Genomic DNA, 26,568 nt, shown 5'->3' with positions numbered 1-26,568 from the left:
CCAGCCATCCGTAAACTCATTTATACGACCAATACGGTTGAGGGGTATCACAGACAGGTAAGAAAGGTCACAAAGACTAAAGGGGTCTTTCCTACGGATAATTCTTTGGAGAAGCTTGTATACTTAGCTTACCGCAACATCCGTAAGAAATGGACTATGCCACTGGCAAATTGGGGACAACTTTCTCAACAATTGGCAATAAAATTTGGAGATAGATTTAAAATTATGTAACTTTGCAGCCGAAAAGGCTTCCCTGCTGGGGGCATGCCCCCAGCAGGGAGTGGGAATGAAAGTTAAGAACAAGCCTTGACACAGTTTAATTTACACCCCCTACATCGCTAAATTAATTTTCAACAAGTGTCGGAGAATACCGAACCGAAAGTTAATTAGTCATACTATCAAAGAACTCTTTGGCTGGCAACGTAAAGCTGCTTAGCCATTATCTCAAATTTTAACGAACTATTGATAAGATTATAATGAGGAATTTCGGGATGGCTATAGTCATAGCGATATCCTCCAAATGTCAGAAACTCTGCATTCGGAATACCAATATCCTTCATATGATTGATTACATTAGTGCCAGCCCCACCGACACCGATGCACAATATCTTTATATTTCCTGTATCATTTCCCATATTATAGTAGCATCTATTAGTATCGATTGCAAAATTAAACAAAAAATCGATAAGTTGTATCAGCAAGCCTTGTTTTTTCATTTACAAGGCTTACTGACACCCTGTACTACAGCACATTTTTGCTAACATATAAACTATAGACGAGTTATATTTATTACCTTTACATATAAAGAAACAGTTTTTGGCATCATTAAAGATTTAGATGATCATCTATTATTTCATATAATTCGTGAAAATACTCCTCACCTTTGTCTAAAATTTCCTTTTTATTACCAAGTTTAGCAATTCTCAATTCTTTATGAAAAGCATTAATGTCCTCTTGATTTGGAATATGATATGGTAGAGAGGTATCTATCAAAAAGACCTTTTTATTCTCATCATAAAATTTAGATAGGATATATGTCATTATAGGCAATCTGTTCTCCATTGCCCTATCTTTTCTTCTATATGATGCAGAAGGTGTCATTCCCCCAAAACCCAATAAAGTTGGATCAGGATTTACATTATAAAGTTCATCAACTAGCGTTTGTGGTCTTTTTACAAACAATGTAAATAAAGCAGGTAAGGCATATGTATTTTTCGCAATTAGGAAGTTCTTCGCTATGCAGTAGTATGCATTCTGAGCAGCTATTTCATTAACCAGAAAATTTCCATTCGTGAAATACAATGCCATTTTTATAAATGCAAGGCCAACAATTTGACCATCCTTAGCCTCAACATTCTTTAGCAAATGACTATTATATCCCTGTACCTTAGTATATAGCTTTACTAGATTATCAGTAACTCCTTGCTTGTTTCCTGTAACAAAACAAAGATTCACATTGCCTGCTATTCCTGCCATTTGATTTGAAAAACTAGCATTCTCATCCACACAGACCTGAAAATCAGACAATCTTACCTTTTGCACTGTTGCCTTTTTAAACGCTTCATCTATTTGCTTAGCAGTTTCTTCTTTTTTTCGTTGAGTTTGCTGTTCTTTAGCCTTTTTTGCTTCATCTGCCTTGCGCTTAGTTTCTGCAATTCGTTTAGCCTTCTTATTTTCATAAAGAGCTATAGATTTTTCCACGCTATAAAATGTCCCATTCACTCTTTCGACCGTGAAGGAACTTTCTGAAACATCCCAAATAGACTCATTGCTTTTCGCAGCATTCACCGCTCCATACAACGGACTTTCATCCGACAAAATAAAATATGCTTCTTTTGGAGAAGAGAACAAAGAAGTCCAAAAGCCTCTTTCTTTTATAGCTATAACTCTAACTACATCCTTATATGTTCGGAAGTCAACTTTTCCGATACTTTTGATTTTATAATCACCCATAGCTTTTATCTATTTTTTCTCTATTACAGGGTTCACACTTCTACAAACTTATCAACCGAAAATGGCAATAACTTCTCGAACTTTGTGTGACTACCTTTTGGAATTTTTATCTCCTTAAGACTTGTACAGCCATCAAATACACCAGAGCCAATTTCTTTAATCGTATCAGGAATATAGACCCATTTTAAAGACTCACAGTTTGCGAAAGCATGACTATCAATTTTGATAATGGAATCTGGGAACGAAACACTAGTAAATCTTCTACATCCATAAAAAGCATTTGCTCCTATATAATTTAACGACTGAGGCAAGTCTAGTTCTTGCTCTAATTTGATTAAAGAACACCCATAAAAAGCATAACTACCAATATACTTCAAACTAGGAGACCATATTATTTCTTTTACTTTTGCATTACAAAAAGCATACTCGCCAATAGCCACAAGCGTATTAGGACAGAATATTTTTTTGATATTATTCTGCATTTCAGATAGATTAAAAGCATTGTTACAAACAGCAACAGTACCATCAGCTATTTTATATTCTTTCAATTGAAGACTACCCTTTATTAATTTCTTCCCATCAATAGAATACAAGACCCCACAACTATCATTATACTGTTTATCCAAATATCCTTTGGGATTTGGATTAACACATAAAGATGCAAGTTCCTGTTCTGTCATCTCCTTAGCCTTTTCCCCAAGACCATTCATAAGATCTCGAAGTTGCTCTATGGACTGAATCTTATAAATCAACCCATTATGCTCTAAATATCCATTTAACTCTTTCATAACTTCCATTTATGTTCCTTGTAAATTATTATCTGTCTTTATCAATCCACATTCCATGTAGCTTCTGGACATCCATCAAATGCGTCATCTATGACATCATCACAATATCCATTATAGTAGCCATATTTTTCTCCAGATGTACCATAATCATCCCATTCATTGTAATAATCATCCTCATTACAAAAATCATCAAATTCATCTGTATCGTCTTCTAAACTATCCATAAATTCTTGAAGTTGCTCGACAGATTGAATTTTATAAATGTCCCCATCATACTCCAAATATCCTTTTACTTCATCCATAACTATCTTATTTTAGTAAAATTCAATTAATCTATCAGGATTCACGAAACGGAACGCTACTTTTGCGACCTTTTGGTCGATAGTAAAAACATTGCCGATAATAGGTTCATTCTCAACATATTTCTTTTTCTTTCGAGAATACCCCATCACCATGCCTATCGCCAAAAGTCCTGCATCGTTAATGTTGGATTGCTCTGCATTGATGTAAAACACGAGTCGATCATTGTTTGTGATACAATTATCAAACTCAAACTTTGATAGAATTTTCTCAGGAATAGGATTATTCTGTAAATTAACAGTAATCAATCCTGCCTTCGTAAAGATACCACCATTATGCTGTTTGAAACGAATTTCAAAATGCACTTCACCTTGTGAGATGAGTTTACCGTCGACATACTCCTCATATCGATCAACAGGAAATGGAAACTCTCTGAACGTCAGAGTTTGAAAAATAGGCCATCTATCCATAGAGCTTAAGATTATTAATGCTGTTGGCTACCTTTGCAGCAATAATTACACATGCTACATATATACAAAAAACGTGGAGCCAGTCCTGTCACTCGTTCCACTGTAGAAAGGCCTTCGCATTGCCCTGATTGTCGAAACGAGCAACGACGAAAGCCCCACGCTGATGCATATATAGAACTCCCACACTATCACAAACATTATGATAATGCAAGCGTAATATTATACTACACCCTTGGGGCGTTTCCGTTGCTTTGTTTTTGACAATCAGATGAGTTTGCGAAGTTCTTCTACAGTCAAAACCAAAGCGTCCAGTAACGCCTTATGTATATATGCCCTCAGCCTCCACGTCACATACGACATGCAACTTCAGCGTGAGGACAGTGCAAAAGTATAAAATACTTCTGTAACTTCCAAATATTTTCGCATATTTCTTTATCTTTGTGGATAAATTCTTTCATTTTTACGATTTTAGACTAAAGATATTGACTTTTCACCCTTACAAACCAATTTTCACGAAAAACATATTATTTATACCTCGCCAGCACAACAACATCTTAACAATATTGTAACACCTGTTTAAATCACCTGTAACATTGTACTCGTACCTTTGCACCCGGAAAAGCAAGGGGAGAAATGTGTCTAGCTATGTTGAGACAAGCCCCTATAATTATATAATAAGGTATATAAACATTAATAAATATATGAGTACGATTTATCTTTGTATTGTGATCTTCCTGCTCTGTTTAGCAGTGTTCGATCTCTTCGTAGGAGTCAGCAACGATGCTGTCAACTTCCTGCAATCTGCCATCGGAGCTAAGGTGGCTAAGTTTCGCACGGTGCTGATTATCGCATCCTGCGGTGTGGTTCTCGGAGCCATCATGTCATCGGGAATGATGGATATCGCCCGCCATGGTATCATGAGTCCTGACCACTTTACATTCGAAGAGGTTATGACGCTCTTCCTGGCGGTCATGGTGACTGATGTCATCATCCTGGATGTGTTCAACACCTTAGGTATGCCAACATCTACTACCGTCTCTCTGGTATTCGAGCTGCTGGGTGGTGCTTTCATCCTCGCTACATTGAAGATGTATGGCGACGACAGCCTCAACTATGGCGTATTGCTGAACAGTAACAAGGCATTGGAGGTAATCATGGGTATCTTCTCATCTGTCATCATCGCCTTCGTGTTTGGTGCCTTTGTGATGTGGATTTCCCGTATCATCTTCACCTTCAACTACCGCAAGCACAGCCGCTACAGCATCGCTATCTTCGGCGGTATCGCCTTTACAGCCCTCTCTTACTTCATCTTCATGAAGGGTTTGGGCAAGAGTCCTTACCTGCCTGCTGAGGTGCGCGATTACATCGACCAGAATCTCGGTTTCCTCATCTGCATCACCTTCGTGGTATCTGCTGTTGTAATGGAATTCCTGCACCTCTGCCGTGTCAACATCTTCAAGTTTACGGTGCTGATGGGTACTTTCGCCCTGGCTATGGCTTTCGCTGGTAACGACCTGGTCAACTTCATCGGTGTGCCTCTAGCTGGTCTCTCTTCTTATCAGGACTATATGGCAAATGCCAACGGTGCAGCGCCAAACCAGTTTATGATGACTTCATTGATGGAGAGTGCCAAGACTACTCCAGGCTTCCTGCTTGCTGCCGGTGCCGTGATGATTATCGCCATGGCGACATCCAAGAAGGCACAGAACGTAATCAAGACTTCTGTTGACTTGAGCCGTCAGGACGAGGGCGATGAGATGTTCGGCAGTTCTTCTGCAGCCCGCGTGATTGTACGCAACTGCCAGGCTACAGATTCATGGTTGAAGCAGTTTATGCCAAAGGCACTGATGAACTGGATCAACAGCCGTTTCGACAAGAATAATGTTGAACTCGAGGAGAGTGCTGCTTTCGACGTGGTTCGTGCAGCCGTAAACCTGGTACTTGCTTCCATGCTGATCACCATCGGTACCAACCTGAAGTTGCCTCTCTCTACCACCTACGTTACCTTCATGGTAGCTATGGGTTCTTCACTTGCTGATAGAGCATGGAGCCGCGAGAGTGCCGTATTCCGTGTAACAGGTGTATTGAGTGTAATCGGTGGTTGGTTCATCACAGCCGGTGTAGCTTTCGCAGCCTGCGCCATTGTTTGTATCATCATGCACTTCGGTGGTGTGGGCATCCAGGCTTGCTTCATGGGCTTGGTTATCTACCTGCTCATCCGCAGCAACATCCAGTATAACAAGAAGGCAAAGGAAGAGGGCAAGAGCAGTACCTTCCAGCTGATGATGCGTTCTCGCGACCCGGAGATTGTATGGGATTTGCTTCGCCGTCAGGTTTCACGCACCCAGTCTTACGTCTGCCACTTCGCCCTGAACGAGTTCAACCAGATTATGGATGGTCTTGCTAACGAGAATACCCGCGACCTTCGTCATGCCAACAAGGATCTGAAGAAGGAACAGGATATGCTGAAGAAGTTCCGCCGTCAGGAGATGCTCGGTTTGAAGAAATCACCTATCGAGATTGCCATCGAGCGCAACACCTGGTTCCATCTGGGTGCCAACAGCAACCAACAGTTTATCTACTCTCTGCGCCGTATGCTCGACCCAATCAAGGAACATGTTGACAACAACTTCAATCCGCTTCCTGCTGAATACATCAAGGAGTTTGCTCCTGTACGCCAGAAGATCAACGACCTGATGCGCATGAGCTGCGAACTGATTGAAACTGGCAGATATGACAGCTATCGCGAGATTCTTGCCGAGGCAGATGCCTGCAAAGACGAGCTTTCAGTTCTCCGCAAGAAGCATATCGACCGCATCCAGCACATGACTGACAATACGCTGATGCAGATTTCTCTGGTTTATCTCAACGTACTGCAGGAGAGTCAGGAATTCCTGAGTGTGATGAGGCATCAGTTAAGAGCTGCAAAGAAGTTTATGGAAAAGTAAATTTTCTCTGACATCTTGTCATGAAACTACTTTTTGGTATATCTGTTGCATGATGACAGATGACAGCGGATAACAAGAGTGTTATTTCGCTATCAAAATATAATCTGAAAAGGTTAGTTTCTCATAGGTTAAGATTGTTAGGTTTAGTTTTTAGAAAAAAGTTTTAGGTTTTTAGTTAGATAAGGGCTCCAAGTGCTAGTGATTAGTATTTGGAGCCATTTTTTTGCCCAAATATTTGGCTATTAGGAAGAAAAGTTGTAATTTTGCAGCCGATTTCTGAAAAGAATCATCATATTCAATAACCCGAGTGCTTGGTAAACCTCGTAAAAAACAAGAAAATGGACAAGAAAAAAACTCAAGTGAGCGTGCTGTTTATGCTTTTCAGCATCCTCTTCTGCGTTTGCCTGATTGCAGCAAACGTACTCGAAACAAAGCAAATCGCCTTCGGGCCAGTTTCCCTTACCGGTGGACTTATCGTATTCCCTGTAAGCTACATCATCAACGATGTGGTATGTGAAGTATGGGGCTATCAGAAAGCGCGTCTGTTGATCTGGACCGGCTTTGCGATGAACTTCTTCTTCGTGGCACTGGGTGCTATCTGCGATGCCATTCCTGCAGCGCCTTATTGGACCAACGATGCCGGTTTTCATGCCATCTTCGGTCTGGCACCCCGCATTGCAGCAGCCTCTTTCGTAGCCTTCATCATCGGTTCGTTTGCCAATGCTTATGTAATGAGCGTGATGAAAATCCGCGATGGTGGCAAGCATTTCTCTGCCCGTGCCATCCTCAGTACCATTGCCGGTGAGAGTTGCGACAGTCTTATCTTCTTCCCACTTGCCCTGGGCGGTGTGGTGCCTGCATCAGAATTGCCTTGGCTCATGCTCTGGCAGGTGATACTGAAGACAGCCTACGAGATTGTGGTATTGCCTCTGACCATCCGTGTAGTAAAATACGTGAAGAAGCATGAAGGCGAAGATGCATACGACAATAACATCTCCTACAATGTATTCAAGATCTTCAGCCTCGGCTAAAAGACATCAGTAAATATCAAACATTAAAACATTACCAAGCGTGGATAGAAAAGAAGACGGTCTTCAGGCATTAGGTGCCAAGACTACATATAGAATGGATTATGCGCCAGAAGTGCTCGAAACTTTCGTGAACAAGCATCCTGGCAATGATTACTGGGTACGATTCAACTGCCCTGAGTTTACATCGCTCTGCCCTATTACGGGTCAGCCAGATTTCGCAGAGATTCGCATCAGCTATATTCCTGACGTAAAGATGGTAGAGAGCAAGAGTCTGAAACTTTATCTCTTCAGTTTCCGCAATCATGGCGACTTCCATGAAGACTGCGTGAACATCATCATGAAGGATCTCATCAAACTGATGGACCCTAAATATATAGAGGTAACAGGCATCTTTACTCCTCGTGGCGGCATCAGCATCTGGCCGTATGCCAACTATGGCAAGCCAGGCACCAAATACGAGAAACTGGCAGAACAGAGATTCGCTACTCACGAATAAGAAACAAGAAACCTCGGAAGATTGGCAGATTGCTTTTCTTCCGAGGTTTTTATTGTTTATAGATGATGAATTTATGGGAACTGAGGATAATCCTCGAAGCGAGGCTTGCGCTTCTCAAGGAACGCCTTGCCACCCTCCTGAGCCTCATCCATCGTATAATAGAGCATCGTGGCATCGCCAGCCAACTCCTGAATACCAGCCTGACCATCCAGTTCGGCATTCAAGCCAGCCTTGATCATACGGAGTGCCAGAGGTGAACGTTCCATCATGATTTCAGCCCACTCTACACAGGTATCTTCCAACTTTTCGAGAGGCACCACCTTGTTCACCATTCCCATCTCTTCAGCCTCCTTGGCAGAATACTGCTTGCAGAGGAACCAGATTTCACGAGCCTTCTTCTGACCCACCATTCTTGCCAGATAAGAAGAGCCGAAACCGGCATCGAAGCTTCCTACCTTAGGACCAGTCTGTCCGAAAATAGCATTCTCTGACGCAATGGTCAGGTCGCACATCACATGAAGCACATGACCGCCACCGATGGCATAACCATTCACCATAGCGATAACCGGCTTTGGCAGACGGCGAATCTGCATCTGCACATCGAGCACATTCAGGCGAGGTACACCGTCATTACCTACATAACCGCCTCGGCCCTTCACATGCATGTCGCCACCTGCACAGAACGCCTTATCGCCGGCACCCGTCAGAATGACCACACGGATATCCAGACAGTCGCGGCAATAGTTGAATGCCTGCGCCATCTCCCAAGTGGTCAACGGTGTGAAAGCATTACGGTAGCGCTCACGGTTGATGGTAATCTTAGCGATATGATTATACTCCTCGAAGATGATTTCCTTGAAATCAAAACCTTCTATCTTCTTCCATTCTCTCATTTTACTTTTAACTTTATGATTACTATTTATCTTATTCTTTTGACAGAACTATCAGTTATAGTTCCTTACAGGTCCTCTATCAGCACTTCTGAACGGCTTCCAGCATCTCATTATCTACATCCATATCTGTGAAAACCTCCAGGAGCATCGGGCGCTCGCTCTCGGCATGAATCAATTGGCTGATGCCCTGTTCCATCTCTTCCATCGTATGAGCTGCGAGATATTTTACCTCATTCTGACTACAGATTCCTTCAGCCGTTGCATGATGCTTTGCCATTATTATTTCTTCGCGAGCCTGACTCTCCTTTAATCCCTGGAACTTGCCAAAGATGGCACCGCCACCATTATTGAGCACGATGATACGGAGCTTACCGTTCAGATTTCTATTCCAGAGCGCATTTTGGTCATAGAAGAAACTCAGGTCGCCGAGAACGCAGTATACATGCTTATCAGACTTGTTCTTGCACATCGAGAAGCCAACAGCCGCAGAAAGAGAACCTTCTATGCCATTCACACCACGATTGCAGTAAACATGGCGGTCGGCATACAGATTCATCAACCGGATGGCAGAACTGTTACCGGAGATGACGCTGCTCATCAGACCAGGAAGGAAAGTATCGAATTCGCGGTCATAGATACCATCGTCCTGAACATCTTTACCACCTAAGGTGAACGCTTTGAAATTCTGAGGCTCAACCTTCTGAAGCTGGCTGAAGAATTCCTTTACGGTAGCCAGACTGCTGAACTCAAGCTTGAAGTTCTCTTTGCGTTCATAACTTTTAGCCAACGCATCCATCCACAATTTGCGATAATCCTCCCAGTGGTTGTGCCAGCCAAAATTACCCAACCATGACATAGCATCACTGTTTGGCAAATCCATCACTTTAGTAAGATGCATGAACGTATCTTCGATATCAGCCTCTTGCGAAATTCTTATCTGCTCAACTCCTTTAAGCGAACGCAGATAAGATTTCAACTTCTTGCTCACAATATGTCCACCTATATAAAAAACCAGGTCAGGACGGAATCTTTCATCGTCCTTTATTTCATCCAGCAAATTCTCGAAAGCGCCATACAGGGTGGTTTTATTCCAATCTTCTCCCAGTTCTTCCTGAACCTTATATAAATAAGGTGGCATTGCCAGAGATTCCCATAATATAGGCATCCGGTCAATATAAGCCAACAAGTCTGTATATTTTTCGGTATTGTCCAACTGTCCTATTACCAACAATGGACGTTTGGCTTTTAACACACATTCAAAAGGGGTCCCATCAAATGTGTCAATATTTGCCCTGCAGTAAGCAACCTCTATCTTGCGCTCAACGGGCAAAGCTTCTTTCGTAAACGAATAGAAAGGCTCAGAGATAGGTACATTGATGTGTACAGGACCCTTTACCCGCCCCATGCTTTCCAACAGCGCTTCGTTGACCAGCCGGTTGCAATACCAATGCATCTCTTCCTGCTGCTCACCTGCGAACACTTCTGGCAGAGATACTGCTTTTCTTACCATCTGCCCCAAAGCATCAGGCTGAGGAAGCGTCTGACCATCCAGCTGGTTGATCCACTGTGCCGGTCTGTCGGCAGAAATCACGATGAGTGGGATTTGCTGATAATAAGCCTCAGCTACTGCCGGATAAAGATTGAGCAATGCAGAACCCGAAGTCACACAAACTACGACAGGCTGATAACCTTCAGCCATAGAAAGTCCAAGAGCTTGGAAGCCGGCGCTACGTTCGTCGGTTACAGGATAGCAAGTGATGTTTTCACACTCGTTGAGATTGTGAACTATGGCTGCATTTCTGCTGCCCGGACACACCACTGCATGGCGAACACCATGCGCTACCAGTAAACTTGTCAAAATATTGACGTTTTCTTTATTGCTATACATTTCACCTTATTTTTCAGGTTGTTTTTATGTTTTCAGATTCTTGAAGAGCCTTTGTCTTTTAGCATTATAAAATCAGAATGAATCCCTATCATTTCTCTGCAAGACCTTTACAGGACCGACAGGATGGTCTGCATCTTAGCTTCAGTTTCCTTCCACTCCTTCTCCATCTCGCTTTCCTTCAGCAATCCGCCTCCGGCATAGAGTTCGCAGGAGCCGTCATCCAGGATGTTCATGCAGCGCAGGGAAACATAGAGATGCGTCTTTCCTTTCGGCGAAATCGGTCCCACAAAACCACTATAGTATTTGCGCGACTGATGTTCATGCAGCAGGATAAACCGGCGAGCTTCATCCTTCGGTATTCCGCAGACGGCAGGCGTAGGATATAAGGCATCGAGCACATCGCCCAGATGCCCCGTATCATGCAGACGGAAAGCGATGTCGGTACGGAGATGATAGAGATTGGCAGCCATCGTGGTATAAGGTCCCTTCTTCTGATATTCATCCGAAAAGACCTTGATGCAATCCTCAATATAATCGGTTACATACTGCTGTTCCTCTCTGTTTTTCTCCGACCATTCTATCCCTTCTACCGGATAATCGGCTACGGTCTTGGAAGGTTCAGCCTTTTGAGTGCCTGCCAGCGACATGGTTGCCATCTGATTCTGTTCACCTTTGAGCAGAATTTCAGGTGTAGCCATCAGCCATAAACCCGATTGGGGTGTATAAACCAAGGCTACAAAAAGACGGGGATACATCCGGCAGGTTTTCAGAAACAGAGCCTTTAAAGAGTCTGAATCCTGCACAACTGAAGCATTGGCTGTATTCTGCACAGCTGAAGTCTTGCCGACATCTTGCATTGCTAAAGTCTGGACTGATTCTAAAGGCTGCCGATTGCTCTGAATACGCAGTTTTCTTGCCAGAACAATCTTGCTGAATTTACCTTCAGAGAGCTGCCGGTGAAAGCATTCAAACTCCCTTGCATAGGCTTCAAAATTACGTCCCGACGTAGATTCTGCTACGTCACGACGTAATTCCTGCTGCGTCACGACGCAGGAAGTGCCGCATCGCGATGCATTTTCAGCCCCCTCGGCAGAGAGAAGTTTACTTTCATCCGGATGCATTAACACCACGGGACATTCGCTGGATGGCGCGAAAGGAGCTATCACGAAACCTTCCTTGCCATTCAGTTCTGCCACAGAAGAGAGTACCTCTGGTTCTCCCTCATGCTGAGCCACATAGGTAGCATGGTGCAGATAAGGCAGACGATAATACGCAAAAGCTATCATACCTTTGTTTCTGCCCCCTTTTTCTGATTATCTTTCTTTGGAGTGAACACATAGTTGGTTACCTGTACGGTACAGATTACCTCACCAGCCGTATTCTTGATATCCACCTGCCAGGTATGCAAGGTTCTGCCCTTGTGCACAATCTTGGCAAAGGCAGTAACTATATCGCCCTCGCTGACCGCCTGAACATGAGTACCGCTCACGTTGATACCCACGGCAATCTGTCCCGGACAGAGCGCCAGGGAACCGATACCTGCCACATTCTCGGCAAGAGCCAGGGAAGCACCTCCACTCAAGAAGCCGAAAGGTTGGCGATTACGCTCATCTACCATCATCGTTGCCTGAAGCGTATCAGGCTCAGGGGTAGAAATGAAATGCATTCCGAGGGTCTTGGATAATCCATCAGTCTTGCTGATTCTTTTTACTAATTCATCTATGTTCATCTTATGATCTCCTATTTTTCGTATTTTGTTATTGATTCAGAGCTATTCGTTTTCTCTTCGCTCCAAAGTATGTTTCTGATAAACTCAACGCAAAGGTAAGACTTTCTTTAGAGAAAACAAAATTTATCGCACTTTTTATTTGATGAAGGGCAAACTTTACATACCTTTTCCTTTCTTTAATAATAAAAAACATAAAAAACGGCATATAGTTCAGATTTATTTTGTATTTTTGCACCAAAAATAAGAAAATAAAAGATATATCTGAATAGAATATGAACATTTTAGAGCTAAGCGAACAGGAAATCGTTCGCAGACAGAGTCTTCAGACATTGCGCGAGATGGGCATCGACCCATACCCAGCAGCAGAGTTTCCAACCAATGCATTCAGCACAGATATCAAAGCTGAATTCAAGGACGAGGACGAGCCACGCCAGGTAGTTATCGCCGGACGTATGATGGGGCGCCGCGTAATGGGTAAAGCTAGCTTCGCTGAGTTGCAGGACTCAAAGGGAAGAATCCAGGTTTATATCGCCCGCGACGAGATTTGTCCAGACGAGAACAAGGACCTTTATAATACAGTATTTAAGAAACTTCTCGATATCGGTGACTTCATCGGTGTAAAGGGTTTCGTATTCCGCACACAGACTGGCGAGATTTCCGTTCACGCCAAGGAACTGTGCCTGCTCTCTAAGAGCTTGAAGCCACTCCCTATCGTGAAGTACAAGGATGGCGTGGCTTACGACAAGTTCGATGATCCTGAGTTGCGTTACCGCCAGCGCTACGTTGACCTCATCGTTAATGATGGCGTAAAGGATACTTTCCTGCAGCGTGCTACCGTACTCCGCACACTCCGCAGCGTACTCGACAACGCAGGTTATACTGAGGTAGAGACTCCTACCCTTCAGAGCATTGCCGGTGGTGCTTCTGCCCGCCCATTCATCACCCACTTCAATGCGCTCGACCAGGATATGTACATGCGTATCGCTACCGAGCTCTACCTGAAGCGCCTCATCGTAGGTGGTTTCGAGGGTGTTTATGAAATCGGCAAGAACTTCCGCAACGAGGGTATGGACCGCAACCACAACCCTGAGTTTACCTGTATGGAGCTTTATGTTCAGTACAAGGATTACAACTGGATGATGGCTTTCACAGAGAAGTTGCTCGAAACGATCTGTATCGCCGTTAACGGCAAGCCAGAGCGCGAGATTGATGGCAACATCATCAGCTTCAAGGCTCCATATCGCCGTCTGCCTATCCTCGATGCCATCAAGGAAAAGACCGGTTTCGACTGCAACGGCAAGACCGAGGAAGAGATCCGCGCATTCTGCAAGGAGAAGGGCATGGACGTAGATGAGACCATGGGTAAGGGTAAGTTGATTGATGAGCTCTTCGGCGAGTTCTGCGAGGGAACCTTCCTCCAGCCAACCTTCATCACCGACTATCCTGTAGAGATGTCTCCATTGACCAAGATGCACCGTTCTAAGCCAGGCTTGACCGAGCGTTTCGAGTTGATGGTAAACGGTAAGGAGCTTGCCAATGCATACTCTGAGCTCAACGACCCAATTGACCAGGAAGAGCGTTTCATCGACCAGATGAAGCTTGCCGACAAGGGTGATGATGAGGCGATGATCATCGATCAGGACTTCCTCCGTGCCCTCCAGTACGGTATGCCTCCAACATCAGGTATCGGTATCGGTATCGACCGCTTGGTCATGTTGATGACAGGCAAGACCTTCATCCAGGAGGTACTGTTCTTCCCACAGATGAAGCCAGAGAAGAAGATGCCACAGAGCACCATCAAGGAATGGGAAGAGATTGGCGTGCCAGAGGATTGGGCATACGTGCTCCGCAAGGCAGGCTTCAACCTCATCTCTGATATCCGTGAAGAAAAAGCACAAGGCTTGCAGCAGAAGATTGGAGAAATCAACAAGAAGTACAAGCTCGGCTACGAGAAGCCTTCTGTTGACGACATCCAGGGCTGGATTGATCGTAGTAATGTTGAATGTTGATTGTTGAATGTTGAATTATGAGCAGCGCAAAAGATTTACTTATGACCAAGAGTATGGATTTTGCTGTACGCATCGTTAATCTATACAAATGGTTATGTAACGAGAAGAAGGAGTTTGTTTTAAGCAAACAACTCCTTCGTTCTGGTACTAGTATCGGAGCTAATCTTTCCGAAGCTCAGTCAGCAATCAGCAAAGCAGACTTTGCTGCAAAGGTTTACATTTCTCTCAAAGAAAGTAAAGAGACATTATATTGGATAGAGCTTTTGTATCGAACTAAATACTTAGACGAAAAGCTATACCTATCTATATATAAGGATGCCAATGAAATGGTAAGTCTTCTTGCTTCTGTTACTAAGAAATTACAACCAGACAGCCATTAAGTCTCACAACATCCAGCATGCAAGGCGTATGCCAACTCAACATTCAACATTCAACATTCAACATTAACATGTATAACTGCGGTAAAATAGCGATAATTGGCGGCGGTAGCTGGGCTACGGCAATAGCCAAGATTGTGGTGGGTCATACTCATCACATAGGCTGGTATATGCGTCGCGATGACCGCATCGAGGACTTCAAGCGCATGGGGCACAACCCTGCCTATCTGATGTCGGCACGATTCAATGTAGATGAGATTTTCTTCTCTTCCGACATCAACAAGATAGTGCAGAATTACGATACACTCGTGTTCGTCACCCCGTCGCCTTATCTGAAGAATCATCTCAAGAAGCTCAAGACGCGACTCAGCGACAAGTTCATCATCACAGCCATCAAAGGTATTGTGCCAGATGAAAACCTCGTTTGCTCAGAGTATTTCCATCAGGTTTACGATGTGCCTTACGAGAACCTCGCCTGCATCGGAGGTCCTTCTCATGCCGAGGAAGTGGCACTGGAGCGACTGAGCTATCTCACCGTGGGCTGTAGCGATACCGAAAAGGCGCGTGCCTTCGCCAACGATTGTCTGGCGAGTGAATTCATCAAGACCAAGACTTCGAGCGATGTCATCGGTATCGAATACTCTTCGGTTCTGAAGAACGTATACGCCATCGCAGCAGGTATCTGTGGCGGTCTGAAGTATGGTGACAACTTCCAGGCGGTACTCATGTCAAATGCCGTTCAGGAGATGCACCGCTTCCTGACAGCCGTCCACCCTATCGACCGAAGCATGTACGACTCAGTTTATCTGGGCGACTTGCTCGTAACAGGTTACAGCAACTTTTCCCGCAACCGCACCTTCGGAACCATGATAGGCAAGGGCTACAGCGTGAAGAGTGCGCAGATAGAGATGGAGATGATTGCAGAAGGATATTTCGGCACCAAGTGTATGAAGGAAATCAATCGCCACATGCACGTCAACATGCCGATTCTCGATGCTGTATATAATATATTGTACGAGCGCATCAGTCCGCAAATCGAAATCAAACTCTTGACCGACTCGTTCAGATAGGCACATCCTATCCTTCGGTTTCGGCAGAAGAGTTTGGCTTCAAGTAGTAACATTAACACATTCATTTAGATATTAAAAGAAAAAATGAAAAGTATCAGCTTAAACATTACAAAGGCTGCATCATTCCTTGCAGAAGGTGCAGTAAAGGCTTACGAGCCTAAGGTTAAGGCCGCTCAGGAAGCTCTTGAGAACGGCACTTGTGAAGGTAACGATTTCTTGGGATGGTTGCATTTGCCATCTTCTATCACTCCTGAGTTCCTCGATGAGATTCAGGCTGTTGCCAATACTTTGCGCGAAAAGTGTGAGGTGGTTGTTGTAGCAGGTATCGGTGGTAGCTACCTCGGTGCACGCGCCGTTATCGAAGGCCTCGGCAACTCTTTCGCTTGGCTCGTAAACGACAAGAAGAACCCTACTATCCTCTTCGCAGGTAACAATATCGGTGAGGACTACCTCTTCGAGTTGACTTCTTTCTTGAAGGACAAGAAGTTTGGTGTCATCAATATCTCTAAGTCTGGTACCACTACTGAGACTGCTCTCGCTTTCCGTCTTTTGAAGAAGCAATGCGAGGATCAGCGCGGTAAGGAAGAGGCTAAGGATGTTATCGTAGCTGTAACCGACGCCAAGAAGGGTGCTGCACGTACTTGTGCTGACAAGGAGGGTTACAAGAGCTTCATCATCCCTGATAATGTAGGTGGCCGCTTCTCTGTTTTGACCCCAGTAGGTTTGTTGCCTATCGCAGTAGCTGGTTTCGATGTAAAGCAGCTCGTAGCTGGTGCGGCTGACATGGAGAAGGCTTGCGGCAAGGACGTAGCTTTCGAGGAGAATCCTGCAGCTATCTATGCAGCTACACGTCAGGCTCTCTATACTCAGGCTGGCAAGAAGATTGAGATCGTATGCAACTTCCAGCCTAAACTTCACTACTTCGCTGAGTGGTGGAAGCAGCTTTATGGTGAGAGCGAGGGTAAGGACCAGAAGGGTATCTTCCCAGCAGCTTGCGACTTCACTACCGACCTTCACTCTATGGGCCAGTGGATTCAGCAGGGCGAGCGCTCTATCTTCGAGACTGTTATCAGCGTAGAGACTCCTAACGAGAAGTTGCTCTTCCCTCACGATGATGAGAACCTCGACGGTTTGAACTTCCTCGAGGGCAAGCGTGTTGACGAGGTGAACAAGATGGCAGAGCTCGGTACACGTCTGGCTCACGTTGACGGTGGTGTTCCTAACATCCTGGTTAACGTACCAGAGTTGAACGCTTACTACCTCGGTCAGCTGATCTACTTCTTCGAGAAGGCTTGCGGTATCAGCGGTCTCTTGGAAGAGGTGAACCCATTCAACCAGCCTGGTGTTGAGGCATACAAGAAGAATATGTTCGCATTGCTCAACAAGCCAGGTTATGAGGCAGAGAGCAAAGCTATCCAGGAGCGCTTGAAGAATGAATAATTGATGAAGGAAATTATTTTTAAATATATGAAAGAACACGGCTTTGGGGAATTCAACCCTAAAGCCGTGCTTTTTGATATGGACGGCGTGCTGTACAACAGTATGCCAAATCATGCTGTGGCATGGCAGGAATCGATGAAACAGTTTGATATCCACATGACAGCAGCCGATGCTTATGCCACCGAAGGAGCCCGAGGCATTGACACCATCCAGATGATGGTGAAGAAGCAGAAGGGCATCGACATCACGCTGGACGAAGCACAGAAGATGTATGATGTGAAGACCGAAATATTCCACTCGATGCCTACTGCCGAAATATTTCCTGGCGTAAAGGAAATCATGCAGAAGATTAAAGATGCCGACATGCAGGTAGGAGTGGTAACAGGAAGCGGACAGCGCCCGCTCATCATGCGACTGCTCAACGACTTCGGCGATTTTCTGGATGAAGCACATATCGTAACCGCCTATGATGTAAAGCGCGGCAAACCAAATCCTGACCCATATCTCATGGGATTGCAGAAGGCAGGAAACCTGAAACCCTGGGAAGGCATCGTGGTAGAGAATGCTCCTTTGGGCGTCCGTGCCGGCGTGGCAGCCAACATTTTTACGGTAGCAATTAACAGCGGTCCGCTACCAGATGAAGAATTATCCAATAAGGGTTGCAATCTACTCTATCACCAGATGACTGAATTCTGTGATGACTTTGAAAACCTGATTGCTAAGGCTTAATCCGGTTCACCCACAGATATTCTGACTTATTCAATAAAAAGACATCATTAAAAACATATAATGACATGAATAGAAAAGTAGCTTTAATTACAGGTATTACAGGCCAGGATGGTTCATACTTGGCTGAATTATTGTTGGAAAAAGGGTATGATGTTCACGGAACTATCCGCCGGTCATCTACCGACTACCGCGAAAGAATTGCCCATTTGGAGGGTACGCCTAATTTCCATCTTCACTATGCTGACCTCGGTGACTCTATGAGTATCATCCAGGTAATGAACAAGGTGAAACCTACTGAAGTATATAATCTGGCAGCACAGAGCCACGTACAGGTGAGCTTCGACTCCCCTGAGTTTACAGCAGATGTAGATGCTACCGGTGTGCTCCGTATCCTGGAGGCTATCCGCCAATGCGGTCTGGAGAAGACCTGCCGCATGTATCAGGCTTCAACATCTGAGCTCTACGGTAAGGTAGAAGAGGTTCCTCAGAACGAGAACACTCCATTCCACCCTTATTCTCCATACGCTGTTGCCAAGCAGTATGGTTTCTGGATTGTCAAGGAGTATCGTGAGGCTTATGATATGTTCTGCTGCTCGGGTATCCTCTTCAATCATGAAAGTGAGCGCCGTGGTGAGACTTTCGTTACCCGCAAGATTACTTTGGCTGCAGCCCGCATCAAGCAGGGCAAGCAAGACAAGCTCTATCTCGGTAACCTGGATTCGCTCCGCGACTGGGGTTATGCCAAGGATTATGTAGAGTGTATGTGGCTGATTCTCCAGGCTGAGAAGCCAGAGGACTTCGTGATTGCAACAGGTAAGCAGCACTCTGTCCGTGAGTTCGCCCAGCTGGCGTTCCACTATGTAGGAATCGAACTGAAATGGGAAGGCAAGGATGAGAACGAGAAGGGTATCTGCGTTGAGGGTCCTGAGGAACTCATCGGCAAGACACTCGTTGAGGTTTCTCCTGATTTCTACCGTCCTACCGACGTGGTGAACCTCTGGGGTGACCCAACAAAGGCAAAGGCTAAGCTCAACTGGAATCCTAACACCACCTCTTTCGAGGATCTCGTCAAGATCATGGTAGAGAGCGATATGGCGAAGGTAGCTGCCGAGGATGCCGGTCAGAAGGTTCGCTGCAATCTTGCAGAATATCTTGAGAAGGGTATTGTTAAGTAATAGTTTATAGTTAACAGTTGATAGATAGTTTATAGCAATAATCAATGTTATCAAAAGATAGTAAGATTTATATTGCAGGACACCACGGACTCGTGGGTTCTGCTATCTGGAATAACCTCAAGAAGAGAGGTTATAACAACCTGGTAGGTCGTTCTCACAAAGAACTCGACTTGACCGACCAGTATGCAGTAGAGAAGTTCTTTGACGAGGAAAAGCCTGATGCAGTAGTATTGGCTGCTGCCTTCGTGGGCGGTATCATGGCGAATTCATTGTATCGTGCAGACTTCATCATGCAGAACATGAAGATGCAATGCAACGTAATCAGCAACGCTTATTCTCATGGCGTGAAGAAACTCCTCTTCCTGGGCTCTACCTGCATCTATCCTAAGAATGCACCGCAGCCTATGAGCGAAGATGTGCTCCTTACTTCTCCGCTGGAATATACCAACGAGGAATATGCCATTGCTAAGATTGCCGGACTGAAGATGTGCGAGAGCTACAACCTTCAGTATGGTACCAACTATATCGCTGTGATGCCAACCAATCTCTATGGCCCTAACGATAACTTCCATCTGGAAAACAGCCACGTAATGCCTGCGATGATGCGCAAGATTTATCTTGCCAAACTCATCCACGATGGCGACTGGCACAGCATCGAGGTGGATATGAACAAGCGCCCTATCAACCCTACTGATAAGCTCCGCGAAATCATCGGCGAGGGTAACGTAGACGGCAACAACTCTCACGAGCGCATTCTGAAGGCGCTGGAGTTCTATGGCATCTACGACAACAAGGTAGTGCTTTGGGGAACCGGCAAGCCATTGCGTGAATTCCTCTGGAGCGAGGATATGGCAGATGCCAGCGTTCACATGCTCCTGAATGTAGATTTCAAGGACATCATCGGTATCGAGAAGTACAGTTCTGTATTCTATGGTGCCAAGGTAGATGGTGCTGTGGATAGAAACAACTCTGAGGGCCGTGGCGGCGCTATCCCTTCTCTCGGTGAGATTCGCAACTGCCACATCAACGTGGGTACCGGCAAGGAGCTCACCATCCGTGAACTTTCTGAGCTTGTAGTAAAGGCAGTAGGTTTCGAAGGCGAGGTAGAGTTTGACGCCAGCAAGCCAGATGGAACCATGCGCAAGCTCATCTCTGTAGATAAGCTCCACAGCCTCGGCTGGACGCATAAGGTAGAGATTGAGGATGGTGTGAAGAAACTCTTCGACTGGTATCAGGAGAGTCTGAAAGACTAATAAAGAATATTGACTATGGATACAGAACAACTTTCTATGACCAAGAAAACCCTTGTGGGAGTACAGTTCCTGTTTGTGGCTTTCGGAGCAACGGTTCTGGTGCCTCTTCTGATAGGCATCGATCCGGCAACGGCTCTCTTCACCGCTGGTGTAGGAACCTTTCTTTTTCACTTCATCACCAAGGGTAAGGTGCCTATTTTCCTGGGCAGTTCCTTCGCCTTTATCGCCCCTATCATCGCTGCAACCAAGCAATGGGGACTGCCGGGAACAATCGCCGGACTAACCAGCGTTTCTCTGGTGTATTTCGTCATGAGCGCCCTAGTGAAATGGCAGGGCAAGAAACTGCTGGACAGGATTTTTCCTCCGGTAGTCATCGGTCCCGCCATCATCCTCATCGGTCTCTCCCTTTCGGGCAGCGCTGTGGATATGGCAAAGACCAACTGGATTCTCGCCTTTGCATCGCTCATCACCGCTATCCTGGTGCTTACCTTCTGCAAGGGCTTGATGAAGCTGGTTCCTATCATTTCGGGGGTTATCGTGGGCTACGTCATCGCCATCTGCATGGGCGAGGTAGATTTCTCGGGCGTGGCAGCGGCATCATGGTTTTCCTGTCCTGTATCCTTCGATACCATCACCCATTTTTCCTGGGCTCCATTCCTCTATATGTTGCCCGTGGCAATAGCTCCGGTACTGGAGCATATCGGCGATGTGTATGTGGTGAGTGCCGTAGCCAAGAAGGATTTCGTGGCAGATCCGGGATTGCATCGCACGATGTTGGGCGATGGACTGGCATGTCTCTGTTCAGCCTTTCTGGGCGGACCTCCTGAGACCACTTATTCAGAGGTAACAGGTGCGATGTCTATCACCAAGGTAACGAGTCCTGCCGTAATTCGCATATCCGCAGCCACCGCCATCTGTTTCTCTATCGTGGGCAAGTTGAGTGCTTTGTTGCAGAGCATTCCTCAGGCAGTTTTAGGTGGCATCATGCTGCTGCTTTTCGGAACCATCGCAAGTGTGGGCGTTCAGAATCTGATGCAGAACAAGGTAGACATGAATGAAACCCGCAATGTTATCATCATCTCTGTGATGCTGACGATGGGCTTGGGTGGCGCCGTTCTCTCATCCGGTTCCTTCGCCATTTCCGGCATCGGTCTTTCCGCCGTCATCGGCGTAGTTCTCAACCTCGTTCTTCCTAAGACGAAGAAGAAAGAGGCATAAATAAGGAAAAAGCTTTGAAAACGAGATTGTTTTCAAAGCTTTTTCTTTTTTTCTTGCATCATTCGGAGTAAGCGGATGAATTAGAACAAAAAGAGAGGTAAAACAAGGAATTTACCCTACTAAAACTGTTCTTTCAACTAAGAAAAGAAACATTTATACTTAGATAAAATCTCCGTTCATAGACGTTGAATGTCCGTTCAAAGACGTTGAACCGCCGTTCAAAGACGCTGAACCGCGGTTCAACGTCTATGAACGGAGATTTCAATAGGGTTAAAGAACATTTTATCCTATAATCAACCAAGACTTTTCCCGAGATTAACACATTATTAATACAAGAAGAAAGAAGGTAAGAGAGATGAAGAAAAGACGTTGTTTCTATCTCGAACTAAACCGATTGTACAAGAAAAGCGTGCAAGCTACATCATGTCGCCTGCACGCATCCTCTTTTATTTAATCGCGCTATGATATTATAATCGCTTTTTACAATCTCGCTCCGAATCTTGCGCTTGGCAATGGGGCGGCGAAGTAATAGTTCTGGTCGTTATTCTTATCCAGGAAATTCACCTGCTTCATGCCGAAGAATGGCAGACCTTGTGGGAAGAGACGGACAAAATCGGTTACACCTCCTGAGAGAGCAGGACTGCCTGCCTGATAATCGAAATTCCAACTCTTGTCGAATGCCAATGGAGCACCCTGGGCTACATCATCAATTTCGCAATTGATGTTCATCTTCTCGCTCTGCTTGAAACTCTTGAAGAGAGGGTTGAGCTGACCAGCCACGCTGCTCTTGATATCGGTATCAAACCAGATGCCGAGCTCTGCATCCTTCGCCATCTGCGCTACGCCTGTCTCTGTAGATGCAAAGTAGTAGTTTGGTGTAAGACGACTGTGCTCCATATCAGCACCATCCTTCTTTGGCTGCTTCAGTCCGAAACGGGAATCGTAGATGAGGTTGTTCACGAAGACTGGCTTCGCTGCCTTCTCTACCCAGACAGAACCACCCTTTTTGTTTTTGGAACGGCGCCAGCCGCAGTTGATGATGGTATTGTTATAGGCGGTCATCTCGGTGAGAGGAATCACCTCGCTATTGCCGGCATTAGAAAGTTTGAAGGCGTTGGTGCAGGCATTGTAGATGATGTTGTTGGCTACATCAATCTTGCAACCTGCCTTTACGTTGATGGCCTCGCCACCATCGGCTGCATTTCCGCTATCGGCAAAGATATTGTTGATAATCACGCCGTTACCACCTGTAAAATAAGTCTGGTCGTTGTAGTTGTCATGGAAGAAACTGTTTGCCATCACAAACTTGCCGTTTACATTACAGAAGTGGAAGGCTGGCACACCGCCATCGATAGTGGTCTTGAAAAGCTTGTTCTGGAAAGAAGCAGAACTCTCGGTAGGAGTAGCACCGGCATAGGCCACATCTACGTGGTTGAGCACCACCTCTTCTGAATTGTAGCCGCAGATGATGCCGCCCCAATCGGCTGGTTTCTTGGTATCAGAAGTGATGGTAACTGGCTTCTCGGCGGTTCCCAGACAATAGAGATTGCCCAATACCACGATTTCTACCGGTACCTGAACCTCTGATTTGCAGGTAACAGTTACGCCCGGCTCGATGTAGAGCGATGTTCCTACAGGAATCTCCACGCTCTCGCTGAGGGTAGTATCCTTGCTCCAAACCAGAGAGCCTTTAGGATATTCTGCCACCTTCGTTGTGATGATATCCTTAGAACCCTGGTTCTCATTGCCATCACTTCCATTACCGCCATTATTCACGTAATCGTATGGATTGATATTATCGTTCTCGCAAGATGTGGAGAACATTGCAGCTGCTGCCATCAACAGCAAAGCAGCAAAAGTATTTATCTTTTTCATTTCTTCTTTTTTTACCTTTTTACTTTTTTACCTTTTTACTTTTTTACCTTTTTTACCTTTAAAAGCCTTTTTACCTTTTAAAGTTTGTATCTTACTCCCAGCAGGAAGGTTCTGCCATACTGATAAGTTCCCACGATGGTCTTATCGCTCTTCTGGCCCTCATACTCCAGGTTGCTTTTGTTCATGGTCTTCAAGTATCTCTCACGCTTGGCATCAAGCAGATTGTTTGCCTTGAAGAAGATGGAGATGCCGTTCTTGAATTGCTTCTCGGCACTCAGGTCGAGACCGAACATCGCCTTATCCCACTGGTCGGCATCCTTGAAGGGAGAAACCAGGGTAAGCTTGGTGCCCGTGAAGGAAGAGGCCAGCTGCGCATTCCAGCCATTCTCCGTATCCTTATATAATAAGGAGATGTTGGCGGTATGAGGAGCCTGGTTAACCAGCGGACGGGTCTGGGTTACACCCGTCTTATACTCGGCACTACCCTCCTGGTACTCACGCTTCGAGGTGGTGATTTCAGAATGGGTGTAAGTATAATTCGCCTTTACTCCGAAGTGGCGGATGTACTTGATCACATCGATTTCGAAGCCCATGTTCTTGGCATTACCCAGGTTATCAGGCATGTAATAGGCATCGGTTCCGGCTCCAATCTTGCCATCCGATGTTACGAACACCTGTTCTATAGGGTCTTTCAGATACTTATAGAATACGCCGGCAAGAATCTGTTCGGTCTTGCTTGGGAACCACTCCCAGCGCAGGTCGATGTTGTCGATGCGGGCACGCTTCAGGTTTGGATTACCCTTTTCCTGATACTCCTCGCCCTGAATCTGATAAGGCACTATCTCGTAGAAGCCCGGACGGTTGATGGAGCGATAGTAAGAGAGACGCACGTTCATCTTCTTGGTTGGCGTCCACTTAATGGATGCCGATGGCAGATAATCCCAGTAGCTCTGCTCGCCCACCTGTCCCATATTGCGGAAGTGCTGGAGCATGGTGTAAATCTGGTTGGTATGCTCGGCACGGAAACCGGCATTCAGTTCGCCCACCTCGCTCTTCAGGGTTACCATGGCATAGGCTCCGCCGATGTGCTCCTTGGAATCGTAGTTGAGCTGCGAAGCCTGAGAATAAGGAGTCTTGCAAACCCAATCGATGTGAGCAAACTGGTCTATTCCGTTGCCATCCAATCGCTGCGAGATGTCGGCAGGATTGAAGATGTAAGAATAATATCTGTTGCTGCGTTCCTTTCTGCGATACTGCGCGCCCGCCTTCCAGAGTGCTTCCACATCGTTGGCGAAATGGGTATCGTAAGAGAGGTTGATGTAACCCGCCCAGTCGGTATCCTTATTGTGCTGGAACCGGCGTTCGGCACTCTTAGGCAGGGTCTTGGTGATGTTCTTGTCGCCTTCCCAGATGGAACCCGAAACGGCATCGCCGCCATTCTCGGCTTTTCTGCTCACGGTATTCGTCAGGGTAACGTAAGTTCTGTCCGGATCTTCCTCCTTAGCCTGCGAGAATACGCCCGACCAATCTATGATAAAATCCTTGGTAAGCTGATGCGTGCCCTTCAGGTTGGTGGCGAAGATGCTCTGGGTGGTTGAAAGAGAGCGCACCTCATCATCCTGGGTGTAGCTGTCGGCTCCGATGTATTCGGTGTTGACGCTATTGTTGTATCTGGTGCCCTTGGAATTGGTGCGCACATACATGTTGTACCATTCCAGCTTGTGACCAGGCAGGGTTAAGTCGAACTTGGCATGAGCACCCGCAGTAAGGTCGTGGATGCTATAATAGCGATGCTGCAGATTGGAAATGTACATGGCCTGCTCGCCCGAAGCCATCTTTACGGAATTGTAGGTGCGCTCTGTACCACGGAAAACATTCTGAACGCTTCCGGCAAGCATCACGCCCAGGCGGTCGTTCCAGAAGCGGTTGCCGATGCTCAGACCTCCTATGAAGTTAGGAGCAGGAAGAGAATGGCTCTTCAACTGAACAGGACCGTTCTTGAAATCGCTCATCTGTGCCTTGTATTCAGAGCCGAAAGCCTCGTAAGGAGATTTCTTTGTATAATCAGAGCGGTTGCTGGTAAGATAATCTCTGCCATCCTTCCAGAAATAATCACTTGCTCCGATGGCTGCATTCGCCTGAATCTGGAAGCAGGATGGGGCATCCTTCATCACCATGTCCACCACGCCGCCGGCAGCATCGCCTTCCATATCAGCAGTCAGAGACTTGGAAACCACGAGGCGGTCCATCAGATCTGAAGGGAAGATATTCAAAGGGATATAACGGTTTTTATCATCCGGACTAGGAATCTTTACGCCGTTCACCAGGGTGTAGTTGTAGCGCTTGTCCATGCCTCGGAGGATGGCGTAGGAAGCCTCGCCCGATGCATCACGCTCCATGGTTACACCCGATACTCGCTGCAAAACGCTCGCCACGTTGACATCAGGCGAAAGCTGGATGCTCTGCTGGCTCATCACGTTGAGCACGTTGCCGGCATTCTTCACGGATTCTATGGCGCTACGGTCGCTGCGGTATTCACGATGGCCGGTAACCACCACTTCGCCCAGCTGCTTCAAGTCTTCATCCATCGGAATATCCACCTTGTCTTTCTTAGCCACATCCACTACCATCTCCCTGGTCTTGTAAGACATGTAGGAAACGATGATGGTAAACTTGCCTTTATCTGGCAATTCATGCAGGGTGAAAGTACCATCAAGTCCGGTGGTGGTACTCACGTTGGGCAGCTCCTTTACCCGGATTACGGTTCCGATGAGGGGTTCGCCCGTTTTGTTATCCTTGACTATACCATCCAGCGTATGTGCCTGGATGGTGGTAGTCGCTGCGGCAAGAAGCGCCGCACTCAGTAAAAATCTTTTCATCTATATCGCTATTGAAATCTTCATTCGTTTCTTTTCGCAAAAAAGCT

The 26,568-nt window shown here is 45.9% G+C and carries 23 protein-coding genes; 12 read left to right on the top strand and 11 right to left on the bottom strand.

Annotation, left to right across the window (positions count from 1 at the left end; genetic code table 11):
* On the top strand, positions 1–231 hold a 231-nt coding region (locus NNC77_RS11590; RefSeq protein ID WP_254969951.1), incomplete at its 5' end, for a transposase.
* Between the two features lie 167 nt (positions 232–398).
* Here NNC77_RS11590 and NNC77_RS11585 read toward each other — a convergent pair.
* The 5 genes from NNC77_RS11585 to NNC77_RS11565 form a co-directional block, all read right to left on the bottom strand.
* Positions 399–716 (bottom strand): hypothetical protein, encoded by a 318-nt coding sequence (locus NNC77_RS11585; protein ID WP_254970894.1) that lies wholly within the window; start codon positions 714–716, stop codon positions 399–401.
* 109 nt (positions 717–825) lie between these two features.
* Positions 826–1,953: a hypothetical protein gene (locus tag NNC77_RS11580; protein WP_254970893.1), complete on the bottom strand. Its 1,128-nt coding sequence runs from the start codon at positions 1,951–1,953 to the stop codon at positions 826–828.
* A gap of 32 nt (positions 1,954–1,985) precedes the next feature.
* Positions 1,986–2,741: a leucine-rich repeat domain-containing protein gene (locus NNC77_RS11575; protein ID WP_254970892.1), complete on the bottom strand. Its 756-nt coding sequence runs from the start codon at positions 2,739–2,741 to the stop codon at positions 1,986–1,988.
* A gap of 41 nt (positions 2,742–2,782) precedes the next feature.
* The gene (locus NNC77_RS11570; RefSeq protein WP_254970891.1) at positions 2,783–3,043 is read right to left on the bottom strand and encodes a hypothetical protein; all 261 of its coding nucleotides are present in this window, start codon (positions 3,041–3,043) and stop codon (positions 2,783–2,785) included.
* A gap of 12 nt (positions 3,044–3,055) precedes the next feature.
* Entirely contained in the window at positions 3,056–3,511 is a 456-nt protein-coding gene (locus tag NNC77_RS11565) for a hypothetical protein (RefSeq protein WP_117729699.1), read from the bottom strand.
* 701 nt (positions 3,512–4,212) lie between these two features.
* On the opposite strand from NNC77_RS11565, the gene NNC77_RS11560 reads away from it, so the two are divergent.
* The 3 genes from NNC77_RS11560 (at position 4,213) to queF (ending at position 7,986) form a co-directional block, all read left to right on the top strand.
* Positions 4,213–6,459: an inorganic phosphate transporter gene (locus NNC77_RS11560; protein WP_254970890.1), complete on the top strand. Its 2,247-nt coding sequence runs from the start codon at positions 4,213–4,215 to the stop codon at positions 6,457–6,459.
* 338 nt (positions 6,460–6,797) lie between these two features.
* Positions 6,798–7,490 (top strand): queuosine precursor transporter, encoded by a 693-nt coding sequence (locus NNC77_RS11555; protein ID WP_118065346.1) that lies wholly within the window; start codon positions 6,798–6,800, stop codon positions 7,488–7,490.
* Between the two features lie 40 nt (positions 7,491–7,530).
* Complete coding sequence (gene queF / locus NNC77_RS11550; protein WP_006847219.1) at positions 7,531–7,986, top strand: preQ(1) synthase; 456 nt, start codon at positions 7,531–7,533, stop codon at positions 7,984–7,986.
* 71 nt (positions 7,987–8,057) lie between these two features.
* On the opposite strand, the gene menB is transcribed toward queF, so the two are convergent.
* The 4 genes from menB to NNC77_RS11530 all read right to left on the bottom strand — a co-directional run bounded on the left by menB (position 8,058) and on the right by NNC77_RS11530 (position 12,496).
* Positions 8,058–8,879 (bottom strand): 1,4-dihydroxy-2-naphthoyl-CoA synthase, encoded by an 822-nt coding sequence (menB, locus tag NNC77_RS11545; protein WP_022121706.1) that lies wholly within the window; start codon positions 8,877–8,879, stop codon positions 8,058–8,060.
* A 79-nt stretch (positions 8,880–8,958) separates the two neighbouring features.
* The gene (gene menD / locus NNC77_RS11540) at positions 8,959–10,767 is read right to left on the bottom strand and encodes a 2-succinyl-5-enolpyruvyl-6-hydroxy-3-cyclohexene-1-carboxylic-acid synthase (protein WP_254970889.1); all 1,809 of its coding nucleotides are present in this window, start codon (positions 10,765–10,767) and stop codon (positions 8,959–8,961) included.
* A 107-nt stretch (positions 10,768–10,874) separates the two neighbouring features.
* On the bottom strand, positions 10,875–12,053 hold the full coding sequence (locus NNC77_RS11535; RefSeq protein WP_254970887.1) for a chorismate-binding protein: 1,179 nt from the start codon (positions 12,051–12,053) through the stop codon (positions 10,875–10,877).
* Positions 12,050–12,496, bottom strand: a complete 447-nt coding sequence (locus tag NNC77_RS11530) for a PaaI family thioesterase (protein WP_006847215.1) — start codon at positions 12,494–12,496, stop codon at positions 12,050–12,052. Before NNC77_RS11530 ends, NNC77_RS11535 begins: the two co-directional genes overlap by 4 nt.
* Before the next feature lie 272 nt (positions 12,497–12,768).
* Between NNC77_RS11530 and lysS the strand changes: the two genes are divergently transcribed.
* The 8 genes from lysS to NNC77_RS11490 all read left to right on the top strand — a co-directional run bounded on the left by lysS (position 12,769) and on the right by NNC77_RS11490 (position 21,767).
* The gene (lysS, locus tag NNC77_RS11525; protein ID WP_117727407.1) at positions 12,769–14,505 is read left to right on the top strand and encodes a lysine--tRNA ligase; all 1,737 of its coding nucleotides are present in this window, start codon (positions 12,769–12,771) and stop codon (positions 14,503–14,505) included.
* 17 nt (positions 14,506–14,522) lie between these two features.
* A complete protein-coding gene (locus tag NNC77_RS11520; protein ID WP_144151990.1) occupies positions 14,523–14,885 on the top strand; it encodes a four helix bundle protein in 363 nt (120 codons plus the stop codon).
* Positions 14,886–14,953: 68 nt separating this feature from the next.
* Positions 14,954–15,952 (top strand): NAD(P)H-dependent glycerol-3-phosphate dehydrogenase, encoded by a 999-nt coding sequence (locus NNC77_RS11515; RefSeq protein WP_022121699.1) that lies wholly within the window; start codon positions 14,954–14,956, stop codon positions 15,950–15,952.
* Positions 15,953–16,036: 84 nt separating this feature from the next.
* Entirely contained in the window at positions 16,037–17,392 is a 1,356-nt protein-coding gene (locus tag NNC77_RS11510; protein WP_118140204.1) for a glucose-6-phosphate isomerase, read from the top strand.
* Between the two features lie 3 nt (positions 17,393–17,395).
* Positions 17,396–18,121: an HAD family hydrolase gene (locus NNC77_RS11505; RefSeq protein ID WP_254970885.1), complete on the top strand. Its 726-nt coding sequence runs from the start codon at positions 17,396–17,398 to the stop codon at positions 18,119–18,121.
* A 65-nt stretch (positions 18,122–18,186) separates the two neighbouring features.
* Complete coding sequence (gene gmd / locus NNC77_RS11500; RefSeq protein ID WP_022121697.1) at positions 18,187–19,296, top strand: GDP-mannose 4,6-dehydratase; 1,110 nt, start codon at positions 18,187–18,189, stop codon at positions 19,294–19,296.
* Positions 19,297–19,340: 44 nt separating this feature from the next.
* The gene (locus tag NNC77_RS11495) at positions 19,341–20,549 is read left to right on the top strand and encodes a GDP-L-fucose synthase family protein (RefSeq protein ID WP_254970884.1); all 1,209 of its coding nucleotides are present in this window, start codon (positions 19,341–19,343) and stop codon (positions 20,547–20,549) included.
* A 15-nt stretch (positions 20,550–20,564) separates the two neighbouring features.
* The gene (locus NNC77_RS11490; protein WP_117691623.1) at positions 20,565–21,767 is read left to right on the top strand and encodes a uracil-xanthine permease family protein; all 1,203 of its coding nucleotides are present in this window, start codon (positions 20,565–20,567) and stop codon (positions 21,765–21,767) included.
* Positions 21,768–22,247: 480 nt separating this feature from the next.
* On the opposite strand, the gene NNC77_RS11485 is transcribed toward NNC77_RS11490, so the two are convergent.
* Entirely contained in the window at positions 22,248–23,642 is a 1,395-nt protein-coding gene (locus NNC77_RS11485) for a hypothetical protein (RefSeq protein WP_118078697.1), read from the bottom strand.
* A gap of 77 nt (positions 23,643–23,719) precedes the next feature.
* Positions 23,720–26,521, bottom strand: a complete 2,802-nt coding sequence (locus NNC77_RS11480; RefSeq protein WP_254970883.1) for a TonB-dependent receptor — start codon at positions 26,519–26,521, stop codon at positions 23,720–23,722.
* Between the last annotated feature and the right edge of the window lie 47 nt (positions 26,522–26,568).

The sequence above is a fragment of the Segatella copri genome, assembly GCF_024330485.1.
Lineage (GTDB): Bacteria > Bacteroidota > Bacteroidia > Bacteroidales > Bacteroidaceae > Prevotella > Prevotella copri_L.
Note: the sequence above shows the minus strand (reverse complement) of the source record. Positions and strands in the feature narration are given on the sequence as shown.